Here is a 22,081-nt window from a genome sequence, read left to right as displayed (position 1 = left end):
TTTAATGCCAAAAAGAATAGTTTTTTTAACAGGCACAAGAGCAGATTTTGGTAAAATTAAATCATTGATTCAAGTTATTGAAAATGATGCAAATTTTGAATCGCATGTTTTTGTAACAGGGATGCACATGTTAGAAGAATATGGGTATACATTAATAGAAGTGCAACGCTGCGGGTATAAGAATATTGAAACATTTAACAATCATACCGACGAAGCAACAATGGATCTAACCTTAGGGAAGACCATTCAAGGCTTTTCTTCTTTTATAAATAAAATAAAACCAGACTTAATAGTTGTTCATGGCGATAGAGTAGAAGCTTTGGCAGGAGCTATTGTTGGATCGTTAAATAATATATTGGTAGCGCACATAGAAGGCGGGGAGGTTACCGGAACCATTGATGAATTAATAAGACATTCAACGTCTAAAATGAGCCACATACATTTTGTTGCCAATGAATTAGCGAAAAAGAGGCTCATACAAATGGGAGAATTACCCCATTCCATAGAAATTATTGGGTCTCCGGATTTAGATATCATGTTTTCAAATGTATTGCCATCGCTAGATGTTGTGAAACAATATTACGAAATAGATTTTGAGTCGTATGCTTTGGCAATGTACCATCCCGTAACGACAGAAATAGAAAGTATTAAAGAACATATCGATAATTTTATTGAAGCATTAACGCAAAGCAATAAAAACTACGTACTTATTTACCCTAACAACGATTTGGGGAGTAAAACAATAATAGAAGCGTACCAAAAACTTAAAAACAATAGAAATGTTAGAATCTTTCCTTCAATTAGATTTGAATACTTTTTAACACTATTGAAAAATTCTGAATTCATAATTGGTAACAGTAGTGCAGGCATAAGAGAAGCGCCTGCCTATAATATACCAACAATAAATATTGGTACCAGACAAGAAAACAGGACTACTAATAATCAAATTGTTAATGTTAATTATAATGCAAAAGAGATAGTGGATGCTATTTTTAAAATGCCAAAAACAATAAACAATACCGTATTAGATTATGGTAACGGGAATAGCGCCCAACATTTTTTTAGTTTTTTAAACTCCGAAAGATGTTGGAGTATAAATCATCAAAAACAATTTAAAGACTCTTAATGGATAAATTAAAGGTTCTAATACTATTGCCCGATGGAATAAGCTTAAAAAATTTCGCTTATTCTAACTTTTATAAAAAAGCGTTGAAAAGTGGTTTTGAAGCTTGTTTTTGGAATGCTACTCCTTTTGAATTAGGTGATTTGGGATTCAATGAAGTAAAACTTCCAAAACCTAAGCTTTATAAGTTAACAGATGTATACAAAACAGCAAGAAAACATATAGAACTTAATATATATAGAAAGAAGTTTTCCAATACAGCTTTCAGTACATACAAGTTTCCTTTCAATTATAGTACGCCCAAAAAGGCGTTTAAAAGCGCATTATGCAGGGCATTGATCTTTTTTAATAACTCAGAAAAAGGATTATTAAAGATAAGAACCAAAATCATTCAGTTTGAACGTAAAACATTATACTATAAGCAATGTTCAGACTGTTTAAAGGCAAATAAACCATCCATTTTATTTTGTACCAATCAAAGACCGGTTATTGCTATTGCTCCAATAACAGCCGCTAAAGATTTAGGAATACCAACAGCTACATTTATTTTTTCCTGGGATAACCTTCCTAAAGCAACCATGGTAGTAGAAACAGATTATTATATAGTCTGGAGCGATTATATGAAAGATGAACTTTTACGCTACTATCCATACATTGAAGAAGACAAAGTATACGTAACGGGAACGCCTCAATTTGAATCAATATTTGGAGAGCACATAACACCTAAAGATGCTTTTTTTGAGCAATATAAACTAGACCATTCAAAAAAATATATTTGTTACTCTGGCGATGATGTAACAACGAGTCCGGATGATCCACAGTATTTGGAAGATACTGCTAAAGCATTGCGGGAATTGAATACCAGAGGCCATAACTTGGGCTTGATCTTTAGAAGGTGTCCTGTAGATTTTTCTAACAGATACGATGCTGTACTAGAAAACTTCAAAGAGGTGATAACCCCAATAAATCCTAAATGGACCAAATTAAATGAACAATGGGATACCATTTTACCTAAAAAGGAAGATTTACATTTGCTAAAAGAAACCGTTTTGCATTCAGAAATGGTTATCAATCTTGGCTCTACTATGGTTTTTGACTATGTAATCGAAAATAAACCATGCGCCTATATAAACTATGATGTTGCAAACAAAAAGCTTCAAGATTGGTCTGTTAAAAAGATTTATAAGTATTTACACTTTGAGTCGATGCCAACCAAAGATTGTGTTGTTTGGCTAGACAATCCAAAAGAAATAGCACAAAAATTAGAACAAGCTTTAACGAATAACGAAGACCATATAAAAGCAGCCTCCGATTGGTTTAAAATAATAAACCAGCATCCAGTGGACGAAGCATCAAATAACATAGTTTTAGCTATTAAAGACATTATTAAAAGATGACAGTAGGTTTTATTACACCAGAATATCCACACCCTAGAGTAAAACTTGCTGCCGGTCTTGCAACAAGTACTAAAAATTTAATAACGCAATTAATTAAAAGTGACATAAAAGTAATTGTGTTTGTTTACCATCAAGATGAAGATGACGTGATATATGACAATGGAGTTGAAATTCACCTTATAAAATCTAAGTTTTATAAAGCTTTTGGATGGTATTTGTATAGAAAATATCTTAATAAATATATAAATAATATTGTTGAAAAAAATAAGATAGATCTACTTGAAGCGCCAGATTGGACGGGTATTACAGCTTTTATGACATTCAAAAAACCTTTAGTTATAAGGTTTCATGGTAGCGACGCTTATTTTTGTAAGCTAGAAAAACGAAAGCAGAAGTTTAAGAATTTTTTCTTTGAAAAACTGGCTTTAAAAAATGCCGATGCTTATATAGCTCCAACAAGATTTGCAGGAGAAGAAACCCAAAAGATTTTTGGTTTAAATAAGGATAAGATAAAAACGATTCATTATGGATTGAATTTAGAGGGCTTTGTAAATGAAACACCTCAAAAGTTTGAAGCTAATACGTTATTGTATATCGGTACTATTATAAGAAAAAAAGGAGTTTTTGAACTTGCCAAAACATTCAATAAAGTCATAGAATCTGTACCAGATGCCAAGCTTATTTTAATTGGAAGTGATTCAGGTGATTATAAAACAGGAAGCCATTCGACTTACGAATTAATGGAGCAAATATTTACGCCTCAAGCAAAAAAGCAAGCTTCCTATTTGGGTAAAGTACCATATGCCCAAATAAATGAGTATATAAAAAGTGCCAATGTATGCGCATTTCCATCTTTTGCAGAAACTTTAGGAATGGTAACTATTGAATCTATGGCATTGCAAAAACCTGTCGTAAACACTAATATTGGATGGGCTAAAGAATTGATTGACGATCAAATTAGCGGGTATTTAGTACACCCCGATAATATAGATTTGTATGCAGAAAGAATTGTTACCTTGTTTAACGATATTGATTTATGCACCAAAATAGGTAAGCACTCCAGAGAAAAGGTAAAGGCAGACTTTGATATTGATAAGCAGGTGAAAAAGAATATTAGTTATTATAAATCACTTATATGATTTTATTAACTCATAATGGAAAAACAATTGTAAACGTTACAAACCTTAATGAGGAAAACGCTGTTATTCCCATTAACGAAAAAAAAATATCTGTATCATTATTTGAAGTAGCAAAACTATTTCCGAATGAAATTATTATATGGTGTAATGAAGCGCACAAAGACAATTTAAATATTAAGGGTATTTTAGAGTCATTTCATCTACAAAATATAATGGTATCGTATGCTTGTTCAGAAAAGAATTATTTTCCAGAACAAATAGGATATGTAGAAGATACGTCTCCGTTTATAAAAGTTAATAAACAAGTAAAGTACCCCACATGGATAATGAGTAGTCAAATAGGTGCTATTTATGGGACTGCTTTATTAAAATTCAAAGGTCAGATATCATTAAACAATTCGTTTGATTATGTGTTAAATTCTATTGCTAAACTAGGAATAGCAAAAGGATTGTTTTGTTATTCGAATCCGAATTTGATAAACAAAAAGACAATAGATGAAGTAAACGAACAAAGTTCTATAGTAACATTGTTCAAATTTGTTAAACAGCATTACAAATATTCATGGATAATCATGCTGTTTATAAATTATTTTAGACATGAAAAAAAGATACCATTACGAGCTCTAATAAATGCCTTGTTTTATTCTAAAGTAAGATTTCAAAACAATTTTAAAATTGAAACTGTTAACTTTTCTAAAATTGAAAACGAATCCCCTTCAATTGATGTTATTATACCGACAATAGGTAGAAAAAAATACCTGTATAATGTTCTAGAAGATCTGTCAAAGCAAACCTTAAAACCTCAAAAAGTAATTATAGTAGAACAAGACCCGGTTCAAAATAGTAAGACAGAATTAAACTATATAGAATCTAAAACATGGCCCTTTAAGATAATTCATAAATTCATTCACCAAACCGGAGCATGTAATGCTAGAAATCTGGCATTAAAAGAGGTTACGGCAGATTATGTGTATCTGGCAGACGACGATAATGAATTTCATAATGATTTATTGCATAATGTTATTAATACTTTAGAAACCTACAAATTGGGTTGCATTACCATGTCCTATCTCCAGAAGGATGAAAAGGAAACTCAAAACGAACCCATACAATGGTATACATTTGGAGCTGGTAGTAGTGTTTTAAAATCAGAATATTTAAAAAGTGTAGCATTCAATATGGTGTTAGAACATGGTTATGGCGAAGATGTAGATTTTGGTATGCAATTACGTAATATTGGTGTTGATGTTATATATTTCCCGAACATTAAGATTTTACACTTAAAAGCACCAGTAGGAGGGTTTAGAACAACTATTGAACATATTTGGAGTAACGATAGTATACAGCCAAAACCTTCGCCTACCGTTATGTTCAATAGGTTAAACAACACAACCGAGCATCAACTTTTAGGATATCAAACAAGACTATTAATAGAATATTATAAGTACCAAAACATTAAAAACCCTTTAAGATATTTTAAAGTGTTTTTAAAACAGTGGCAACGAAGCAAATATTGGGCAAACGAACTAAAAAACAATAATAAGAATTAATGTATTTTTCGTTAATTATATGCACTTATATGAGGGACGAACCTCTGTTGAAATTATTAATTTCAGTAGAAAAACAATCCTTATATCCAGATGAAATTTTAATTATCGATGGTTCTAAAGACGATAAAACCCAAGAACTGTTAGAAAATAAAAACTTTAAAAAATTAAGCTATTTTAAAGTAGATGAAAAAAATAGGGGCTTAACCAAACAACGTAATTTTGGAATCAACCTGGTTAACGAAGCTTCAGAAATTATATGCTTTTTAGACGATGACATAGTTTTAAAAAGTGATTACTTCGAAAATATTTTAAAAACATATAAAATAAAAAGTGATGCGCTTGCTGTTGGCGGATATATTGTAAACGATAGTTTATGGAAAGAAACAGACAACTCCCAAAATAAAAACAAGTTTTATTTTGATAATTGGATGCGTAATGAGCCATCACGGTTTAAATTGCGAAGATTATTTGGATTATTACCAGATGCCGCTCCAGGTTTTTCACCAACGTTTTCCCATGGCAGATCCGTTAGTTTTTTACCCCCATCAAGAAAAATTTATGAAGTAGAACAAATTATGGGAGGCGTTTCCTCTTATAAAAAAGAAGTATTTAATAAATTAAACTTTTCTACCTATTTTGAAGGGTACGGTCTGTACGAAGATGCCGATTTTTCTTTACGCCTTTCTAAAATAGGAAACTTGTATCTTAATACAGCAGCACAGTTATATCATTACCATGATGATTCCGGTAGACCAAATAAGTATAAATACGGAAAAATGGTAGTTAGAAACGGTTGGTATGTTTGGCGGATTAAATATCCTAAGCCAAATTTAAAAGCAAGATTTAAATGGAATATGACATCTTTGTTATTAACAATTATTAGATTTTCTAATACTATTAATACCAATAAAAGAAAAGAAGCATTAACCGAGGGCCTAGGAAGGACTATAGGTTGGTTTTCGTTAATTTTTAACAGACCAAAAATACAAAAATGAGGTTTTTAATCATTTCACATGCATTACATAAGCAATTAGGAAATTCACTCTATGCCTATGCACCTTATGTACGAGAAATGAACTTATGGTTAAACCATGTTGATGAGGTAGAAGTAATAGCACCAGAATTTAAGCACTCAATCACTAATTTAGAGATGGCATATACTCGCGAAGACATAATTTTTAATACGATTCCTTCAATAGCTTTTACTTCAGTAATAAAAAGCTTGAATTCAATAATTAAAATACCTGTAATTCTTATTTCAATTTTTAAAGCATGTCGTAAAGCAGATCATATACATTTACGTTGTCCTGGGAATATTGCTTTGCTAGGATGTTTAATCCAAATCTTTTTTCCAAAAAAAACAAAAACTGCTAAATATGCAGGGAATTGGGACCCTAATAGTAAGCAACCATTAAGCTATAGGTTTCAAAAATTAATTTTGAGCAACACATTTTTAAGTAAAAATATAAAAGTGTTGGTGTATGGCGCTTGGAAAAATCAATCAAAAAATATAAAAGCTTTTTTTACAGCAAGTTTTAGTGAGGATGATGTTGTAACTCCTTTAAAGCGTGATTATAATAATGAAATTCGTTTCGTTTTTATTGGAAGTTTAGTTAAAGGGAAAAATCCTTTGTTAGCTATTAAAATTGTTGAAGCTATACAAGAAAATAAGAAAGCTGTACTGGAATTGTATGGAGATGGTATTTTAAAAGATGAATTACAACAGTATATTGCTGATAATAATTTAGAAGCTACAATTCATTTAAAAGGAAGCCAGACAAAAGAGGTTATACAAGAGGTATTAAAAACATCGCATTTTTTAATATTACCATCAAAATCTGAAGGATGGCCAAAAGCCGTAGCAGAAGCTATGTTTTTTGGAGTAATTCCAATTGCTACAAAAATATCATGCGTACCTTTTATGTTAGATTATGGAAAAAGAGGAATTTTAATAGAACCTAATATAGATACTGCAGTTGAAAGTATAAAGGATCAGTTGAAAAACAAGAATAATTTGGAAACCATGTCTAAATTTGCAAGTAGATGGTCTCACAATTATACGTTAGAGGCCTTTGAAAAAGAGATAGTTAAATTACTTAATCAATAATGAGAGTTTTACAATTAATAGATTCTTTACAAATTGGAGGAGCTGAAAGTATTGCGGTTAATTATGCCAATTTGTTAACCAAAGAAATTGAAGGTGTATTTTTATGTACTACAAGAGAAGAAGGGCCTTTAAAAAAATCTCTTCATGAAAAAGTAAAGTATTTGTTTTTAAAAAAGAAATCCTCTGTAGATTTTACAGCTATTAAAACTTTAAATAAGTTCATTAAGGAAAATAAAATTACGATTATTCATGCACATGCGACGTCTTATTTTTTTGCTACATTATTAAAGTTTTTTAATTGGAAAATAAAAATTGTGTGGCATGACCATAATGGAAATAGAAGTTCGTCAAATTTATATGCTAATAGTGTATTAAAATTTTGTTCCCGTTTTTTTTATAAAGCCATAGTGGTAAATATTGATTTAAAGCTTTGGGCAGAAAATACCTTGTATGTAAAAGATGTTTATTATTTGCCAAATTTTTCAGTTTTAAAAGAAAAAGAAGAGGAACGAAAAACTATAATGGAAGGAGTTGAGGGTAAACGTATAGTTTGTTTGGCAAATTTAAGAAATCCAAAAAATCATATACTGTTACTTAAAGCTTTTTCTAATATAAGTAATGCTTTTAAAGATTGGACTTTACACTTAATTGGAGAAGATTTTAACGATGAATACTCAGAAAATCTAAATAAATTTATACAGGAGAATTCTTTAGAGAAGAGAGTATTCCTGTATGGTTTAAAACAAGATATTAAACAAATATTAGAACAAAGTGATATAGGAGTATTGTCTTCAACTTCTGAAGGGTTACCTTTGGCTATTATAGAATATGGGCTAGCCAAATTAGCAGTTATCGCTACAGATGTAGGAGATTGCAATAAAGTAATTAGAGATCGAAAAGAAGGCGTATTAGTAGCATCGAATGATGAAAGTGCTTTTTCGGAAGCTTTATCAAATTATATTAATAATAAAACTTTAAGAGTGTCCTCTGGAGAAATGCTTTATAAAAATATAGAAGATAATTTTAGCGCGCAAAATTCCATTAACCAATTAATTTCAATTTACACAAAAGAGTGAAACAGTATAGTTACATAGTGCAGATAATTATACACGTATTAATTGGTGTTTGTATTTACTTTTTTGAGTCTTTATCTAAAGTTTATTTTATTGCAATATTGGTACTATGTACTTACAATATATTCAACGCTTCTCCCCAAAAAAGATACTTATCCGTATTAATATCGTGTGCTTATATAGTAGGTTCTGAGGTTTTTTTAAGAATGACAGGTGGTAACCTTATATATGAGGCATCTAAATATTTCGTTATTCTTTTTTTATTAATAGGAATGATTCTTGGGGACGGTGCAGGAAAAAAATCATTTATATATGTTGTTTATTTATTAGTATTAATACCAGGGATTATTGTAGCGTCCAATACTCTAGGATATGAAACTAATGTAAGAACAGCCATTGCTTTTAATTTAAGTGGCCCTGTTTGTTTAGGAATTGTTGCCGTGTATTGTTTTGAAAGAAACGTAACAATAAAGCAATTGCAGGAAATATTATTAGCAACGATATTGCCAATTATGACAACCACTGTCTATTTATTTTTGTATAATCCGAGCATTAAAGATGTTTTATCTGGAACGCAATCAAACTTTGCAGCTTCTGGGGGCTTTGGTCCAAATCAAGTATCTACAGTATTAGGGTTAGGTGTTTTCTTGTTGGCAGGTAGATTGTTTTTACAATCTAAGGCGTTATTTTTAAAAGTTTTAAATATTATAATTTTAGCCTTAATGGCTTATAGAGCTATTGTGACTTTTAGTAGAGGAGGTGTTTTTGTTGCAATAATAATAATTTTTGCTTTTGTAGTTCTATTATATTTTAAATCAACGTCTATAACAAGAAACAGAATGTTATTTTCGGGTTTTATTTTTTGTTTTGGTGTGCTTCTTACTTGGTATATAAGTTCATTAAATACAGGAGGGTTAATAGATAAAAGATATAGTAATCAAGATGCGTTAGGGAGAGAAAAAAGTGATATTACTACAGGAAGAACAGATTTATTTGCCAATGAATTAAAAGAGTTTTTTGAAAACCCTTTTCTGGGTGTTGGTGTTGGTAAGCTTAAGGAATTAAGATTTGAAAAGGAAGGAATAACAGCCGCTTCTCATAATGAAATGAGTCGAATAGTCGGCGAACATGGGGTTTTTGGTATTGTAGCTTTTTCGATATTATTATTTACCCCATTGTTTTTAAGATTTAGAAATAAAAAAAATGTGTATTTCTACTCATTTTATTTGTTTTGGTTTCTAACAATTAGCCATTCGTCTATGCGTATTGCAGCGCCAGCTTTTGTTTATGGGCTATGTTTATTAAATATACATTATGAAAAACCTATTATACATAGGAAACCAATTATCAAATAAGGGTAAAAATAAAGCCTCAATTGAAATTTTAAGCAAGCTATTAAAGGCTGAAGGTTTTATTGTTAAAACATCTTCAAGTAAATCAAATAAATTGCTTAGAATGTTTGATATGATGTACAGTGTTCTTAAATTCAAAAACAAGGCAGACTTTGTTTTAATTGATACCTATAGCACATTAAATTTTTATTACGCTTATTTCGTAAGTCAACTATGTAGACTTCTTAAACTAAAATATATTCCTATTCTTCATGGAGGTAACCTACCGGTTCGATTAAAACAATCACCCAAATTGTCTAGGGCAATATTTAATAATGCATATAAGAATGTTGCACCATCAGAATATATACAATCGAATTTTAAAGATTTAGGGTATCATAATATCGTTTGTATTCCAAATTCAATAGAACTTAATTATTATCCATTCAAAAAAAGATCTATTGATAAAGTAAGGTTGTTATGGGTACGATCTTTTTCGAAGATATATAACCCTATATTAGCAATTAAGCTTTTAAAGAGTTTAAAAGATTTAGAGATAGAAGCTGAGCTTTGTATGGTAGGGCCAGATAGTGACGGAAGTATGGACACAGTAATGAACTACGCAAAGGAGTTGGATGTAGATGTTACTTTTACGGGAAAATTATCGAAACAAGAATGGATAGAAATCTCAAAGAAGTACAACATTTTTATTAATACCACGAATTTTGATAATATGCCTGTTAGTGTTATTGAAGCTATGGCTTTAGGCTTACCGGTTATTTCTACGAACGTAGGAGGGATGCCCTTTCTAATTGATAATGATGTTACAGGTATTTTGGTAGAGCCAGATTCGGAAAAAGCATTTGTTATAGCTGTTAAGAAGCTGTTGAATTCACCAGAAGCATCCAATACTATAGCTATAAATGCGAGAGAAAAGATAGAACAGTTTGATTGGAATGTAATTAGAAATCAATGGAATAAAGTTTTAGAATAAGTTTTAACAAATGAATTTACTTGTTATCTTTAAGGTCTCTCAATAAAACTATAAATGACTAACCAAAGCATTCATTTCAACCTGTCTGAGCGTAAAATTTTATTACGCATTTTAGATATTTTTTCAATACTATTGGTGCTTTATTTTGTGGGCAACACCTTTGATTTTGATTATTTTACGATCAAAAAAGAAAACTGGACTTGGATTCTTATTCTTGTTTTATACATTTGGATATTCGGTACTATCTTTGAACTTTATGATTTACAGAAGTCCAGTAAGATTGATAAGATCTTCACCAGTATTGTTTTTACGGTGTCTATAACCGTTCTATTTTACTTTTTAACACCATTTTTTACGCCAGTATTACCAGATAATCGTTTACAAATCTTGTATTTTTATTTTGCAATATTCATAGCTCTATTTCTATGGAGGCTTGCCTATATAACTTTTATCATCTCGCCTAGATTTTATAAAAAAGTACTCATAATTGGAGAAACGTCTAATATTGAAACTATTGTTGAAGCATTTAATAATTCGGATCCTAATTATAAAATAAAAGGGTTTATTAACTGCGAGTTAAACAGTATGGAATCTGTTAAATTTAATGCAATACCAGAATATAAGCCCAGTCAAATACGACAGGTAATTAAGGATGAAAACATATCAGAAATTGTAGTGGCAAGCTATAATTCAGAATCTATTACTTCAGAGATTTATTATTCGCTTATATCACTTCTGGAAGAAGGTTTTCCAATAAAAGAATATACACAAGTGTATGAGGAATTAGCACAGCGTATTCCTGTACAATTTGTTGGGAAGGATTTTTATAAATATTTCCCATTTAGTAGAAGTAACCAAAATAAATTGTATCTATTTTTTCATCGTTTTTTCGACATTTTTGTTTCCATAGTTGGAGTTTTTGTAGGGATATTTTTCCTACCACTCATTTTGTTAGGGAATATTATTGCGAATCGAGGTCCTCTAATTTACTCTCAAGAGAGAATAGGCAAAAACGGCAAGGTTTTTAAGATTCTGAAATACAGAACCATGATTAAAAACGCAGAAAAATCAGGTGCAGTTTGGGCTAAAAAAGGAGATAAAAGAATTACTTCCTTTGGTAAGTTTTTAAGATATTCGAGAATAGATGAAATGCCTCAATTCATTAACGTACTAAAAGGGGAAATGAGTTTAATTGGCCCTAGACCAGAACGTCCATATTTTGTTAAAGAATTGTCGCAAATGCTACCTTTTTATGAAACACGTCATATCGTTAAACCAGGTCTTACAGGTTGGGCACAGGTTAAAACCAGATATGGTTCCTCTGTTGATGATAGCTTACTAAAATTACAGTACGATCTGTACTACATAAAACGTAAAAGCTTCTTTTTAGATTTAAACATTTTGGTAAAAACGATAAGTACCATGATTTACTTTAGAGGGCAGTAGTTTAGTGTTCAGTGTTCGGTGTTCAGTGTTTTTCAGTTATCAGTATAAATAAATCAGTTGATTTGCTCATGATTGGTACAATGATCTTAGCGCCTTTGCGAGATTATAAAGTATTCAGTTTTCAGCAATCAGTATTCAGTATGAGAGAATCGGTTGATTTACAGATGAGGGCTATTATAAGCTTCGCGTCTTGCATCTTAGCAAGGTCATAAAATATTCATGATTATAGCTTACTCACGAGACTTCTGCATTATCTCCTATTGTAATAAGAAATCAAATAAATATATCTAATAAAGAGAGCTATTAACAAAGGAATTGCCCCAATTGCAAATACCTGAACTCCTATAATCCAATGCAATGTTAATAGACATAGCAAGATTACTAAAAACTTCAAATACTTAATAAACCAAGGTTTTATTGCCTTTCTAAACAATTGAGGAATAACCAGAATATTTAAAGCACACGCCCAAAGCAAATTATAATTTTGATGCGTTCCTTTATGATCGGTTGCAAACCAAAGTAGTAATAACATAATCCCTATAAGACCAGTGATGCTAAAAAGAGCAGCATCCAGCCATACACTCTGTTTGTTCTTTTTTAAGTCTCTATAAGTTATAAAAAGGATTAAAGCGCCTATAATACCTAGAATAAAAAGCGGACTGGTAAAAAATGTATTTGGTTTTGAGGTGTCTCTTTTAGTATATAAAACTTGACTCTTTTTAACCAAAGGTTTGTTGTTTATTGTGGCAATAGCAAAAAAATGATAGATGTTTTCAGGTAAAAACATATGCTCCTCAGCAGTTGCATTTTTATCAATAACAGAACCCAAAGCGAGGTCAATACCAAAACTTCCCCACGAATTTCTGTTAAGGTTATTTTGAATTAAAGTCCTAAATGTAGCTTCCTTTTGATCTTCGGGAGTATTAAAAACAATGGTATTATTTAAACTAATATTAGCAACATCCTTAATTTTTGTAGCACAATTATCAAAAAAGAAATCGTATAAATACCTTCTGTTTTCTGGTTTAATATTGTTTAGTAAATAATCAAACAGTATTTGTTTTTCTTTTTCAGTTAAGTTTAAAACTTGTTCTTTAATGGTTCTGTTTTGAGCTGTATAGCTTCCATAAAAATCTGCATAGCGATCAACTCCTATGAGGTAGTTCAATTTTCCCTGGGCGAATTTTAATATAAAATAAGGCGCTTCGAAATCATAAACACCATAATTAAAAACTACATCAATACCACTCGAATCTTTTATTCTAAAGGCACTATGCCCAAAAGCGTCATTCAAAGAGGTGCCTGGACCAATAGTAAGCACGCTAATTTCAGCATTGGGAGATAATGTGTTTTTTTGCGCGATGGCGCTTATTTCGACAAATAAAAAAAGAAATAAAAAGAGTAGAGTTTTATGCATCTAAAATAAAATTATCTAAAGATACTAAAATCGAGTTTTAGTGAAAACACATTAGAATATAAGGCTACACTTTGGTCTCCAATATCGGTAAACGCATAATCAATTTGTACCCCATTGTATTTAAAGCCAACACCAAAACTAGGTTGAAAGCTTAGCTGTTCCGAATTGTCAATTTGCAATTCATTTTGAAAATTACCCATACCGGTACGTAAAAAAACCATGTCTATATAACTAAACTCAAATCCTAAAGCTGGGTTTACACTTGCAAATGATGACGAGATGATATCATTGTTTTCTTCAAAACGGACATTTAAATTTAGTGCAGTTAGTAGTGAATAATCGACGTTAAAATCAATGAGTTTAGAAACCCCAATTTGTAACTTAGGAATAGTAATTTCCGAAGTTTCTGGTAATTCTTGATTTTGACCTGCTACAGCATTTTGAATTTTTGCAAATTCATCTTTGTCAATAGCCCATGCGTTGAACGTTGTCGTAATGTCACGAGCCATAAAACCAAATTTCCAGTTGTTATTAGTTTCGAACTGCATTCCAAAATCTAAACCAAACCCCCAAGAAGAAGCAAAATCACCAATAACTCGTCTAATTACTTTAGCATTTACACCATACTGTAGCCCTTGTACAGGCAGGTGTCTTGCATACGAAAATGTTAACCCATAGTCTGCTGCAGAAAATAAACTAATTCTATCGTAGTTTATATTGCCTTGTTCGTCTATAAGTTGCGTGGTGTTTAAAATATCATCAACAGCAAAACGAATTAATGAGATACCAATAACACTTTGTTTATCTATAGGCATTGCGAAAGCTGCATAATCGTAATTGGCAATATTAGCAAAGTAGCTGGAATGCATTAAAGCCAGCTGATTGTCTTCTATTTTTAGCAATCCAGCAGGATTCCAATAACCAGCATTAACATCGGCAGTATGAGATGTAACAGCACTACTCATACCCAGAGCAGCAGCATCTACACCAATATTCATAAACTCGTTGGAATACTTTCTAACGGTTTGGCTGAATACTGTCACAGATAATGTACAGAACAATGCGGTTATGTAATTTTTCAATTGCAATTTTTTTACAAATATGCACATAATACCAATTTAATCATAAAATATCAGATTTAAACTTACATAGTTTTCATTAAGCGCTTTATAAATAGTTGCTCAAATTAAGCCAATCATGATTAAACAATACAATTTACTAACCTATAAACTTGAAATTAGAATAGATATTGTTTAATACTTGTTTTACACAGTAATTGTTTGTTATTTTTACAAAACCAAATAGATGTATATGAAGCAACATATTCCTAACGCACTGACACTTTTAAATTTGTTATGTGGAAGTATAGCGGTTATTTTTGCTATCCAAGATAATTTTATTACAGCTTCATTTTTTGTTTTCTTAGGTATCTTTTTTGACTTTTTTGACGGTTTTGCAGCCAGAAAACTTAATGTTCAAAGTGAACTGGGTTTACAGTTGGATTCGCTTGCAGATATGGTAACAAGTGGTTTGGTGCCCGGGATTGTTATGTATAAACTGCTAGCATTAACAGTAAATACTTCAAATACGGTAGATGGCGATTGGTCATCAAATACTGGTTGGTTAGATTTTGATCTACCAATATTGCCTCTTTTAGGATTGTTAATAACGCTAGCTTCTGCTTACCGTTTGGCGAATTTTAATTTAGATACCGAACAACAAAACTTTTTTAAAGGTTTACCAACTCCGGCAAACACATTATTAATTGTATCGTTGCCGTTAATAATGGAATTTCAAGACAGTGATTTTATTAATGGTATAATTCTTAACAAATGGTTTTTAATTGGTTTAACCTTTTTAAGTTGCTACCTGTTAAATGCAAACATAAAATTATTCGCTTTAAAGTTTAAAGATTGGAGTTTTAAAACAAACGCAACACGGTATATTTTTATACTGCTTTGTATCGTGCTATTGATTACGCTACAATTTGCTGCGATACCCACCATTATTTTGCTTTATATAATCATGTCGGTTTTAGACAATTTAACTACCAAATAATCAAGAATGGCATCAGGTTTTTTTGCACTATTAGATGATATAGCTGCTTTAATGGACGACGTTGTAGTGATGAGTAAGATTACTACCAAAAAAACAGCAGGTATTTTAGGAGATGATTTAGCCGTAAATGCCGAAAAGGCTACAGGTTTTGTTTCTTCAAGGGAATTACCAGTTTTATGGGCAATTACCAAAGGATCTGCACTTAACAAATTAATTATTTTACCCATTGCTTTTTTATTGAGTGCTTTTGCCCCATGGGCAGTTACTTTATCATTGGTGTTGGGAGGTGTCTATCTAGCTTTTGAGGGTGTCGAAAAAATATATGAGTTTTTTGTGCCTCATAAACACGCGGTAGAGACCATTGCTAATTCAGATTTATCTGAAGAAGAACAGTCAATTCTTGAGAAAAAGAAAATAAAATCAGCCATTTTTACCGACTTTATTTTATCAGTAGAGATTGTCATTATTGCTATAGGGACAGTTTTAGATAAACCTATTTTATTTCAAATATTAGTTGTAACCATTGTGGCTTTAATAGCTACTGTTGGTGTTTATGGCATAGTAGCTCTAATTGTTAGAATGGACGATTTGGGATACAGACTTGTTCGTTTTAGTAAAAAAGAAAAGAGTATTTCAAAGTTTATAGGAAACTTTTTAATAAAAGCATTGCCGGTAGTTATTAAAAGTTTATCGGTAATAGGTACCATTGCCCTTATTTTAGTAGCAGGAGGCATCTTTGTTCATAATATTGAATTTTTCCATCACTTTTTGGAAGTATTGCCGTCTTTTGTAAAGGATTTTATTGTTGGCTTATTGGTTGGTTTTGCAGCTCTTGTATTGGTTATGTTGTTTAAGGCTATTAAGAAGAAATTATTTTAATGCAGACTAATTTAGAATGGGTTTTAAACGAAATAATAATAGACCTTTTTTAAATAACGTAATGATTTAATATTTCTAACATTCGTTTGGATTCCTGCCTTACTGAAACAAGTTCAGCACAGGTTGCAGGAATGACAAGTGTGACTTTAATTGAAAATAGTCAAATAAAAGATTTAACTTTTTGTTCCGAATTTTACGTGGCTTAATATAGTGTTCTAATTTTGTCATTCCTGCGAAGGCAGGAATCCACTAGCATAACTAAAAGTTTCATGTATAAAACAATCCATCAATACTACCTTTACATTTTAACCAATAAAACGTGCGGAACATTATATATCGGTGTAACTAACGATTTAGAACGACGTATGTTTGAACACAAAAATAAATTAATAGAGGGCTTTACAAAGAAATACGGTTTATATAAATTACTGTATTTTGAAACGTATCAATATGTTGAGGATGCCATTAAAAGAGAAAAGAACATGAAGAAGTGGAAACGACAATGGAAAATTGACTTAATAGAAAAGGAGAATCCTAATTGGAAAGACTTGTCTAAGGATTGGACTTACTTAATTGAATGAGAACATAGAAAAGGGTTTATGTTTCTAGTATTCGAGTGGATTCCTGCCTTCGCAGGAATGACAAATTCAGCTTTTAATAGAGTATTGCTTAATGAAAGACTTAGTTAGCTATTTTGTTCCTAATATTCCATATACTTAGTATGACGTTCTAATGTTTTGTCATTCCTGCGAAGGCAGGAATCCACTAGTTTAACTAAAAGCTTTATAAATAAAACCATCCAAGGAAGGGGCAGAAGTTAAAAGTAATCTGAGTTAAAGAGCTTAACTATTTTCTTCCGAATTTTTATTTTTAGGATTACGTTTAGCTTTTTTCAAGCTTTCGTTAAGCATCCATTCAATTTGACCATTAGTGCTGCGGAATTCATCCGCAGCCCATTTTTCTATAGCTTTGAGCATATCTTCATTTATTCGTAATGCGAAAGCTTTCTTTTTAGACATTTGAGTTATTAATTATTTCGAAAATTTAAAATACAAATGTATTACTTATTGATTTAAAGTGCCTGTATTTAAAACTGGAGAAGCGTCTTTATCACCACAAAGTATAACCATAAGATTACTAACCATAGCAGCTTTACGTTCTTCATCTAAATCTACTATATCTTTCTTTCCCAACTCGTCAAGAGCCATTTCTACCATACTTACAGCGCCTTCTACAATTTTATGCCTTGCCGCTACTATGGCGGTTGCTTGCTGACGTTTTAGCATGGCACTTGCGATTTCCTGAGCATAAGCTAAATAACCAATTCTAGCTTCTAATACTTCAATACCTGCAATAGATAGGCGCTCATGTATTTCTTTCTCTAGTGCTTCGCTAACTTCGTTAACGCTAGAACGTAATGTAATATCTTCAGTAAGTCCTTCATCTGCAAAATTATCATAAGGATACATACTTGCTAGTTTACGAACAGCAGCATCTGTTTGTACACGAACAAAGTTTTCATAATTGTCTACATCAAAAGCAGCTTTGTATGTGTCTAGAACCCGCCAAACTAAAATCGTACTAATCATAACTGGATTACCGATTTTGTCATTCACCTTTAAGCGTTCACTATCAAAGTTTCTCGCACGCAGTGATATTTTCTTTTTAGTATAAAGAGGATTTACCCAATAGTAACCATTTTTATTAATGGAGCCCACGTATTTTCCGAAAAGCAATAGCACTCTTGAGTTATTTGGTTGTACCATCACAAAACCAGGAGCAATAAGGATTGCAATAACTAAAAATATAATGAAGGTGAAATTTCCGGTTATAATTGAAGTAGCTATACCTCCAATAGACATGATTAAAAAAACGAATAGCATGAGGTATCCGCTAGCTGGTGTAATGATTTTTTCTTCTTTCATGATTTATGTTGTGATTTAAAATGATATTATTTTGATATCATAAAGATATAATTAATTTTTTGATTTATCCAAAATTTTATTAGTGAAACTCTATTTTGAAAATTTGCGAAGCAAAGCATTCAAAATAGTAAGAAGAACTAATCCCGCTTCCTGTGCTGAACTTGTTTCAGCATCTGGCGGGATCTTAGGTCTAATACCTCGAAGCTTGCTTCGGAATTTATAAAGGATATTTTCAATTGAATGCCTCGTGCGCTTGCCTCGAGAATCATTTATAGCAATTAATTTTTGCATAATAATATGTTTAGTTATGGGAAGATGTTTAAGAATGACAGAAATTAATATGGAGTAGGGGTAGAAAATGGAATATAAAAGATATCCTTATTAGGGTGTATCCGAATATAAATAAAGATATGCTCTGTTAAGAGTATAGAATTACTAAGGTATATGAATGACAAACATTCACTGGAAAAAAAACAAAAAGGAAGTAATCAAATAAGGTTAAGAGCCTTTAATCTCGAATCTTCTTCTTACGAAGCTCAAAATTCTGTCCTAAGTAAACCTTACGAACCATGTCGTCGTTTGCTAAGTCTTCTGGAACTCCGGCTTTAAGAATACTACCTTCAAACATTAAATAGGTTCTGTCTGTAATAGCAAGGGTTTCCTGTACGTTATGGTCTGTAATTAAAATACCAATATTCTTTTTGGTAAGCTGCGCCACAATACGTTGTATATCTTCAACAGCCACAGGGTCTACACCTGCAAAAGGTTCATCTAGTAAAATAAAACTAGGATCGGTTGCCAAGGCACGAGCAATCTCTGTACGACGACGCTCACCACCAGATAATAAATCACCACGATTTTTACGAATATGTCCTAAGCCGAACTCTTCAATAAGCGACTCCATTTTATAGTTTTGCTCTTTTTTACTAAGCTTGGTAAGCTGTAAAACACTTAAAATATTATCCTCAATACTAAGTTTTCTAAATACAGAAGCTTCTTGAGCCAAATAACCAATACCATTTTGTGCACGTTTGTACATAGGGTATTTGGTGATTTCGGTATTATCTAAAAAAATGTGTCCGCCATTAGGTTTTATTAAGCCAACAATCATGTAAAAAGATGTGGTTTTCCCTGCACCATTAGGCCCTAAAAGACCAACGATCTCACCTTGATTCACTTCTAGTGAAACATCCTTAACCACTTTTCGTCCGCTATAGGACTTCATTAAATTTTCGGCTTTTAAAATCATAAGTTATATACTGAACGCTAAAAATAGTAAAATCATATACACTATTATAGCATGGGTTCGAATTTTATCTTGTTTGCTTTCTTTGTTCTAGATATTTAGCAGTGTGGCGATCTGGAATCTATTTACTCCTGTGCTTCTAACGCATCCCAAAACTCATAAGCACGACGTAAATGAGGAATAACAATAGTACCTCCAACTAGGGTCGCTATACTTAGAGCTTCAACAACTTCTTCCTTCTTTAAACCAATTTTATGACTGGTTTCCATATGGTATTTAATACAATCGTCGCAACGTAAAACGGCAGAAGCTACCAAACCTAAAAGCTCTTTGGTTTTAACATCTAATGCACCTTCCGCGTAAGCGTTAGTATCTAAGTTAAATATGCGCTTAATTACTTTATTATTATCGGCTAAAATTTTATCGTTCATTCTAGAACGATACTCGTTGAATTCGTTAACAATATCAGACATGTTTTCTTTCTTTTCTTTTTTGATTTCTAATAACAATTTTAGAAATATAGATACTCACTTGATATAATACTATAATTGGAATAGCCACAATGACTTGACTGGCAATATCTGGTGGAGTTATTATAGCGGAGAGTATTAATACAATTACTAAGGCATACTTTCTATACTTTTTTAAGAATTCTGGAGTTACCAGTCCTACTTTAGTTAGAAAGTATATAATGATAGGGAGCTCAAAAATTAATCCCGAAGCCAAAGCAGACGATCTTACTAAGGCAATATAAGAGCTAATATCTATTTGATTGTCTACTAGGGTAGAAATACTATAGTTTGCCAAAAAATTAATAGATAAAGGTGTTACAATATAGTATCCAAACAGTACACCTATAAAAAACAGAAATGACGATATAACAATAAATCCTCTGGAATGCTTGCGTTCATTTTCATGTAGTCCAGGGCTAATAAATTTCCATAGCTGATAAATAACATACGGAAAAGAAATAATGAAACCTCCCAAAATAGCAGTCCATATGTCGGCAGAAAACTGACCCGCCATGGTTCTGTTTTGTAAGATTAAAGGAATTTTATCATTACAGAAAGACGTTTCTAAGTTTAGAAACGTTGCCGCTTTACATAAAAAATCATAAGTTGGAAAACTCATTTCCAATGGCGCGAAAATAATGGCGTCAAAAATAAAACGACTAAAAATAAAAGCTAAAGTCGCAACTATTACGATGGCTAAGCAAATTCTAATTAAGTGCCACCTTAAATCTTCAAGATGATCTAAAAAAGACATCTCATTTATATTCTTCTTTGCCATTATATAATGCCTTCTTTTATTAAATCATGTAAATGGATTACCCCAGCATAATTACCGTTTTCTTCTACAAGTAATTGAGAAATACCATTTTCTTCCATAACTTCTAAGCCTTTAATGGCCATAGCATCAGCATTAATGCGCTTAGGGTTGGCACTCATAATATCTTTAGCAGTTAATGAAGAGAAATCATCAACTTTACTTAACATTCTACGTAAATCACCATCAGTTATAATACCAATAATTTTGTTATCCTCTACAACAGCAGTAACCCCAAGCATTTTTTCTGAAATTTCAATAATAACATCTTTAATGCTTGTAGAAGGTAACACTTTTGGTTTTTGATTAACAGACGATATATCCTGTACGCGCAAATACAATTTTTTGCCTAAGGCACCTCCAGGATGATATTTTGCAAAGTCATTACTGGAAAAACCGCGTAACTCCAATAAGCAAACAGCTAACGCATCTCCAATAACGAGCTGTGCTGTAGTACTTGTGGTTGGAGCCAGATTATTTGGACAGGCTTCTTTTTCAACGTAAGCATTTAAAACATAGTCTACTTGTTGTCCTAAAAACGAATCTTTATTACCCGTTATGGCAATCATTTTATTGTTGGCGCTTTTTATTAGAGGAACTAAAACCTTAATTTCTGGTGTGTTTCCACTTTTTGAAATGCAAATAACCACATCATCCTTTAGAATAAGTCCCAGATCTCCATGAATGGCATCGGCCGCATGCATAAATACCGATGGCGTTCCAGTAGAATTTAAAGTAGCTACAATTTTATTGGCAATAATGGCACTTTTTCCTATTCCTGTAATAATTACCCGACCTTTGGAGTTATATATAAGTTGTACAGCATCTGCAAAATCATCAGTTATTAGGTTAGATAAGTTTGAAATAGCTTGACTTTCAGTGTCAATGGTTAGTTTTGCAGTTTGTTTAATAGAATGTTTACTATTCAAAATTTCTATCATTTTAGTTGATGCTTTTAAAGATTTTATTATCTTTAATGGTAGTCAAATTAAATTTTGTTGTAATTTGGATTTTCGTTACAAAACTAACGAAAAAAAATATGAGGGGGTCTCTAAATACACTATTAAATT

The 22,081-nt window shown here is 31.6% G+C and carries 22 protein-coding genes; 13 read left to right on the top strand and 9 right to left on the bottom strand.

Going from position 1 to position 22,081, the window contains the following annotated elements; genetic code table 11:
• Positions 1-4: 4 nt before the first annotated feature.
• The 10 genes from neuC (at position 5) to C1H87_RS05310 (ending at position 12,160) form a co-directional block, all read left to right on the top strand.
• Entirely contained in the window at positions 5-1,126 is a 1,122-nt protein-coding gene (gene neuC / locus C1H87_RS05355; RefSeq protein ID WP_102754829.1) for a UDP-N-acetylglucosamine 2-epimerase, read from the top strand.
• Positions 1,126-2,520 (top strand): UDP-glycosyltransferase, encoded by a 1,395-nt coding sequence (locus C1H87_RS05350; RefSeq protein ID WP_102754828.1) that lies wholly within the window; start codon positions 1,126-1,128, stop codon positions 2,518-2,520. Before neuC ends, C1H87_RS05350 begins: the two co-directional genes overlap by 1 nt.
• Positions 2,517-3,659 carry a glycosyltransferase family 4 protein gene (locus C1H87_RS05345; protein WP_102754827.1) on the top strand — a complete coding sequence of 381 codons (1,143 nt, stop codon included), beginning with the start codon at positions 2,517-2,519 and terminating at the stop codon, positions 3,657-3,659. Before C1H87_RS05350 ends, C1H87_RS05345 begins: the two co-directional genes overlap by 4 nt.
• Entirely contained in the window at positions 3,656-5,209 is a 1,554-nt protein-coding gene (locus C1H87_RS05340) for a glycosyltransferase family 2 protein (protein WP_102754826.1), read from the top strand. Before C1H87_RS05345 ends, C1H87_RS05340 begins: the two co-directional genes overlap by 4 nt.
• Complete coding sequence (locus C1H87_RS05335) at positions 5,209-6,204, top strand: glycosyltransferase family 2 protein (RefSeq protein ID WP_102754825.1); 996 nt, start codon at positions 5,209-5,211, stop codon at positions 6,202-6,204. The genes C1H87_RS05340 and C1H87_RS05335 overlap by 1 nt, the downstream gene beginning before the upstream one ends.
• The gene (locus C1H87_RS05330) at positions 6,201-7,316 is read left to right on the top strand and encodes a glycosyltransferase family 4 protein (RefSeq protein WP_102754824.1); all 1,116 of its coding nucleotides are present in this window, start codon (positions 6,201-6,203) and stop codon (positions 7,314-7,316) included. The genes C1H87_RS05335 and C1H87_RS05330 overlap by 4 nt, the downstream gene beginning before the upstream one ends.
• Positions 7,316-8,392 carry a glycosyltransferase gene (locus tag C1H87_RS05325; RefSeq protein WP_102754823.1) on the top strand — a complete coding sequence of 359 codons (1,077 nt, stop codon included), beginning with the start codon at positions 7,316-7,318 and terminating at the stop codon, positions 8,390-8,392. The genes C1H87_RS05330 and C1H87_RS05325 overlap by 1 nt, the downstream gene beginning before the upstream one ends.
• 203 nt (positions 8,393-8,595) lie before the next feature.
• Positions 8,596-9,744, top strand: coding sequence for an O-antigen ligase family protein (locus C1H87_RS05320; RefSeq protein WP_233783357.1), 1,149 nt, complete (start codon positions 8,596-8,598; stop codon positions 9,742-9,744).
• A complete protein-coding gene (locus C1H87_RS05315; protein ID WP_102754822.1) occupies positions 9,704-10,714 on the top strand; it encodes a glycosyltransferase family 4 protein in 1,011 nt (336 codons plus the stop codon). Before C1H87_RS05320 ends, C1H87_RS05315 begins: the two co-directional genes overlap by 41 nt.
• A gap of 54 nt (positions 10,715-10,768) precedes the next feature.
• Entirely contained in the window at positions 10,769-12,160 is a 1,392-nt protein-coding gene (locus C1H87_RS05310; RefSeq protein WP_102754821.1) for a sugar transferase, read from the top strand.
• Positions 12,161-12,410: 250 nt separating this feature from the next.
• Here the strand turns inward: C1H87_RS05310 and C1H87_RS05305 are convergent, their stop codons facing one another.
• Positions 12,411-13,577 (bottom strand): lipoprotein N-acyltransferase Lnb domain-containing protein, encoded by a 1,167-nt coding sequence (locus C1H87_RS05305; protein ID WP_102754820.1) that lies wholly within the window; start codon positions 13,575-13,577, stop codon positions 12,411-12,413.
• Between the two features lie 11 nt (positions 13,578-13,588).
• Positions 13,589-14,659 (bottom strand): putative type IX sorting system protein PorV2, encoded by a 1,071-nt coding sequence (locus C1H87_RS05300; RefSeq protein ID WP_233783355.1) that lies wholly within the window; start codon positions 14,657-14,659, stop codon positions 13,589-13,591.
• Positions 14,660-14,882: 223 nt separating this feature from the next.
• On the opposite strand from C1H87_RS05300, the gene C1H87_RS05295 reads away from it, so the two are divergent.
• From C1H87_RS05295 to C1H87_RS05285, 3 genes are all read left to right on the top strand, one after another.
• The gene (locus C1H87_RS05295) at positions 14,883-15,635 is read left to right on the top strand and encodes a CDP-alcohol phosphatidyltransferase family protein (protein WP_199769335.1); all 753 of its coding nucleotides are present in this window, start codon (positions 14,883-14,885) and stop codon (positions 15,633-15,635) included.
• A gap of 6 nt (positions 15,636-15,641) precedes the next feature.
• Positions 15,642-16,514: a DUF808 domain-containing protein gene (locus C1H87_RS05290; protein WP_102754818.1), complete on the top strand. Its 873-nt coding sequence runs from the start codon at positions 15,642-15,644 to the stop codon at positions 16,512-16,514.
• A gap of 269 nt (positions 16,515-16,783) precedes the next feature.
• On the top strand, positions 16,784-17,095 hold the full coding sequence (locus C1H87_RS05285) for a GIY-YIG nuclease family protein (RefSeq protein ID WP_102758182.1): 312 nt from the start codon (positions 16,784-16,786) through the stop codon (positions 17,093-17,095).
• A 261-nt stretch (positions 17,096-17,356) separates the two neighbouring features.
• Here C1H87_RS05285 and C1H87_RS05280 read toward each other — a convergent pair whose 3' ends face one another.
• The 7 genes from C1H87_RS05280 to C1H87_RS05250 form a co-directional block, all read right to left on the bottom strand.
• Complete coding sequence (locus tag C1H87_RS05280; protein WP_102754817.1) at positions 17,357-17,533, bottom strand: Arc family DNA-binding protein; 177 nt, start codon at positions 17,531-17,533, stop codon at positions 17,357-17,359.
• Between the two features lie 45 nt (positions 17,534-17,578).
• Positions 17,579-18,439 carry an SPFH domain-containing protein gene (locus C1H87_RS05275; protein ID WP_102754816.1) on the bottom strand — a complete coding sequence of 287 codons (861 nt, stop codon included), beginning with the start codon at positions 18,437-18,439 and terminating at the stop codon, positions 17,579-17,581.
• 90 nt (positions 18,440-18,529) lie between these two features.
• Positions 18,530-18,730, bottom strand: coding sequence for a hypothetical protein (locus C1H87_RS05270; RefSeq protein WP_102754815.1), 201 nt, complete (start codon positions 18,728-18,730; stop codon positions 18,530-18,532).
• Positions 18,731-18,947: 217 nt separating this feature from the next.
• Positions 18,948-19,688: an LPS export ABC transporter ATP-binding protein gene (gene lptB, locus C1H87_RS05265; protein WP_102754814.1), complete on the bottom strand. Its 741-nt coding sequence runs from the start codon at positions 19,686-19,688 to the stop codon at positions 18,948-18,950.
• A gap of 122 nt (positions 19,689-19,810) precedes the next feature.
• The gene (locus tag C1H87_RS05260; RefSeq protein WP_102758181.1) at positions 19,811-20,158 is read right to left on the bottom strand and encodes a carboxymuconolactone decarboxylase family protein; all 348 of its coding nucleotides are present in this window, start codon (positions 20,156-20,158) and stop codon (positions 19,811-19,813) included.
• Positions 20,151-20,975, bottom strand: a complete 825-nt coding sequence (tatC, locus tag C1H87_RS05255) for a twin-arginine translocase subunit TatC (RefSeq protein WP_102754813.1) — start codon at positions 20,973-20,975, stop codon at positions 20,151-20,153. The genes C1H87_RS05260 and tatC overlap by 8 nt, the downstream gene beginning before the upstream one ends.
• A complete protein-coding gene (locus C1H87_RS05250) occupies positions 20,975-21,952 on the bottom strand; it encodes a KpsF/GutQ family sugar-phosphate isomerase (protein WP_102754812.1) in 978 nt (325 codons plus the stop codon). The genes tatC and C1H87_RS05250 overlap by 1 nt, the downstream gene beginning before the upstream one ends.
• Positions 21,953-22,081: the final 129 nt, after the last annotated feature.

Source organism: Flavivirga eckloniae (assembly GCF_002886045.1).
In the GTDB taxonomy this organism is placed as follows: Bacteria; Bacteroidota; Bacteroidia; order Flavobacteriales; family Flavobacteriaceae; genus Flavivirga; species Flavivirga eckloniae.
This window is presented reverse-complemented; position numbering and strand designations above follow the sequence as displayed.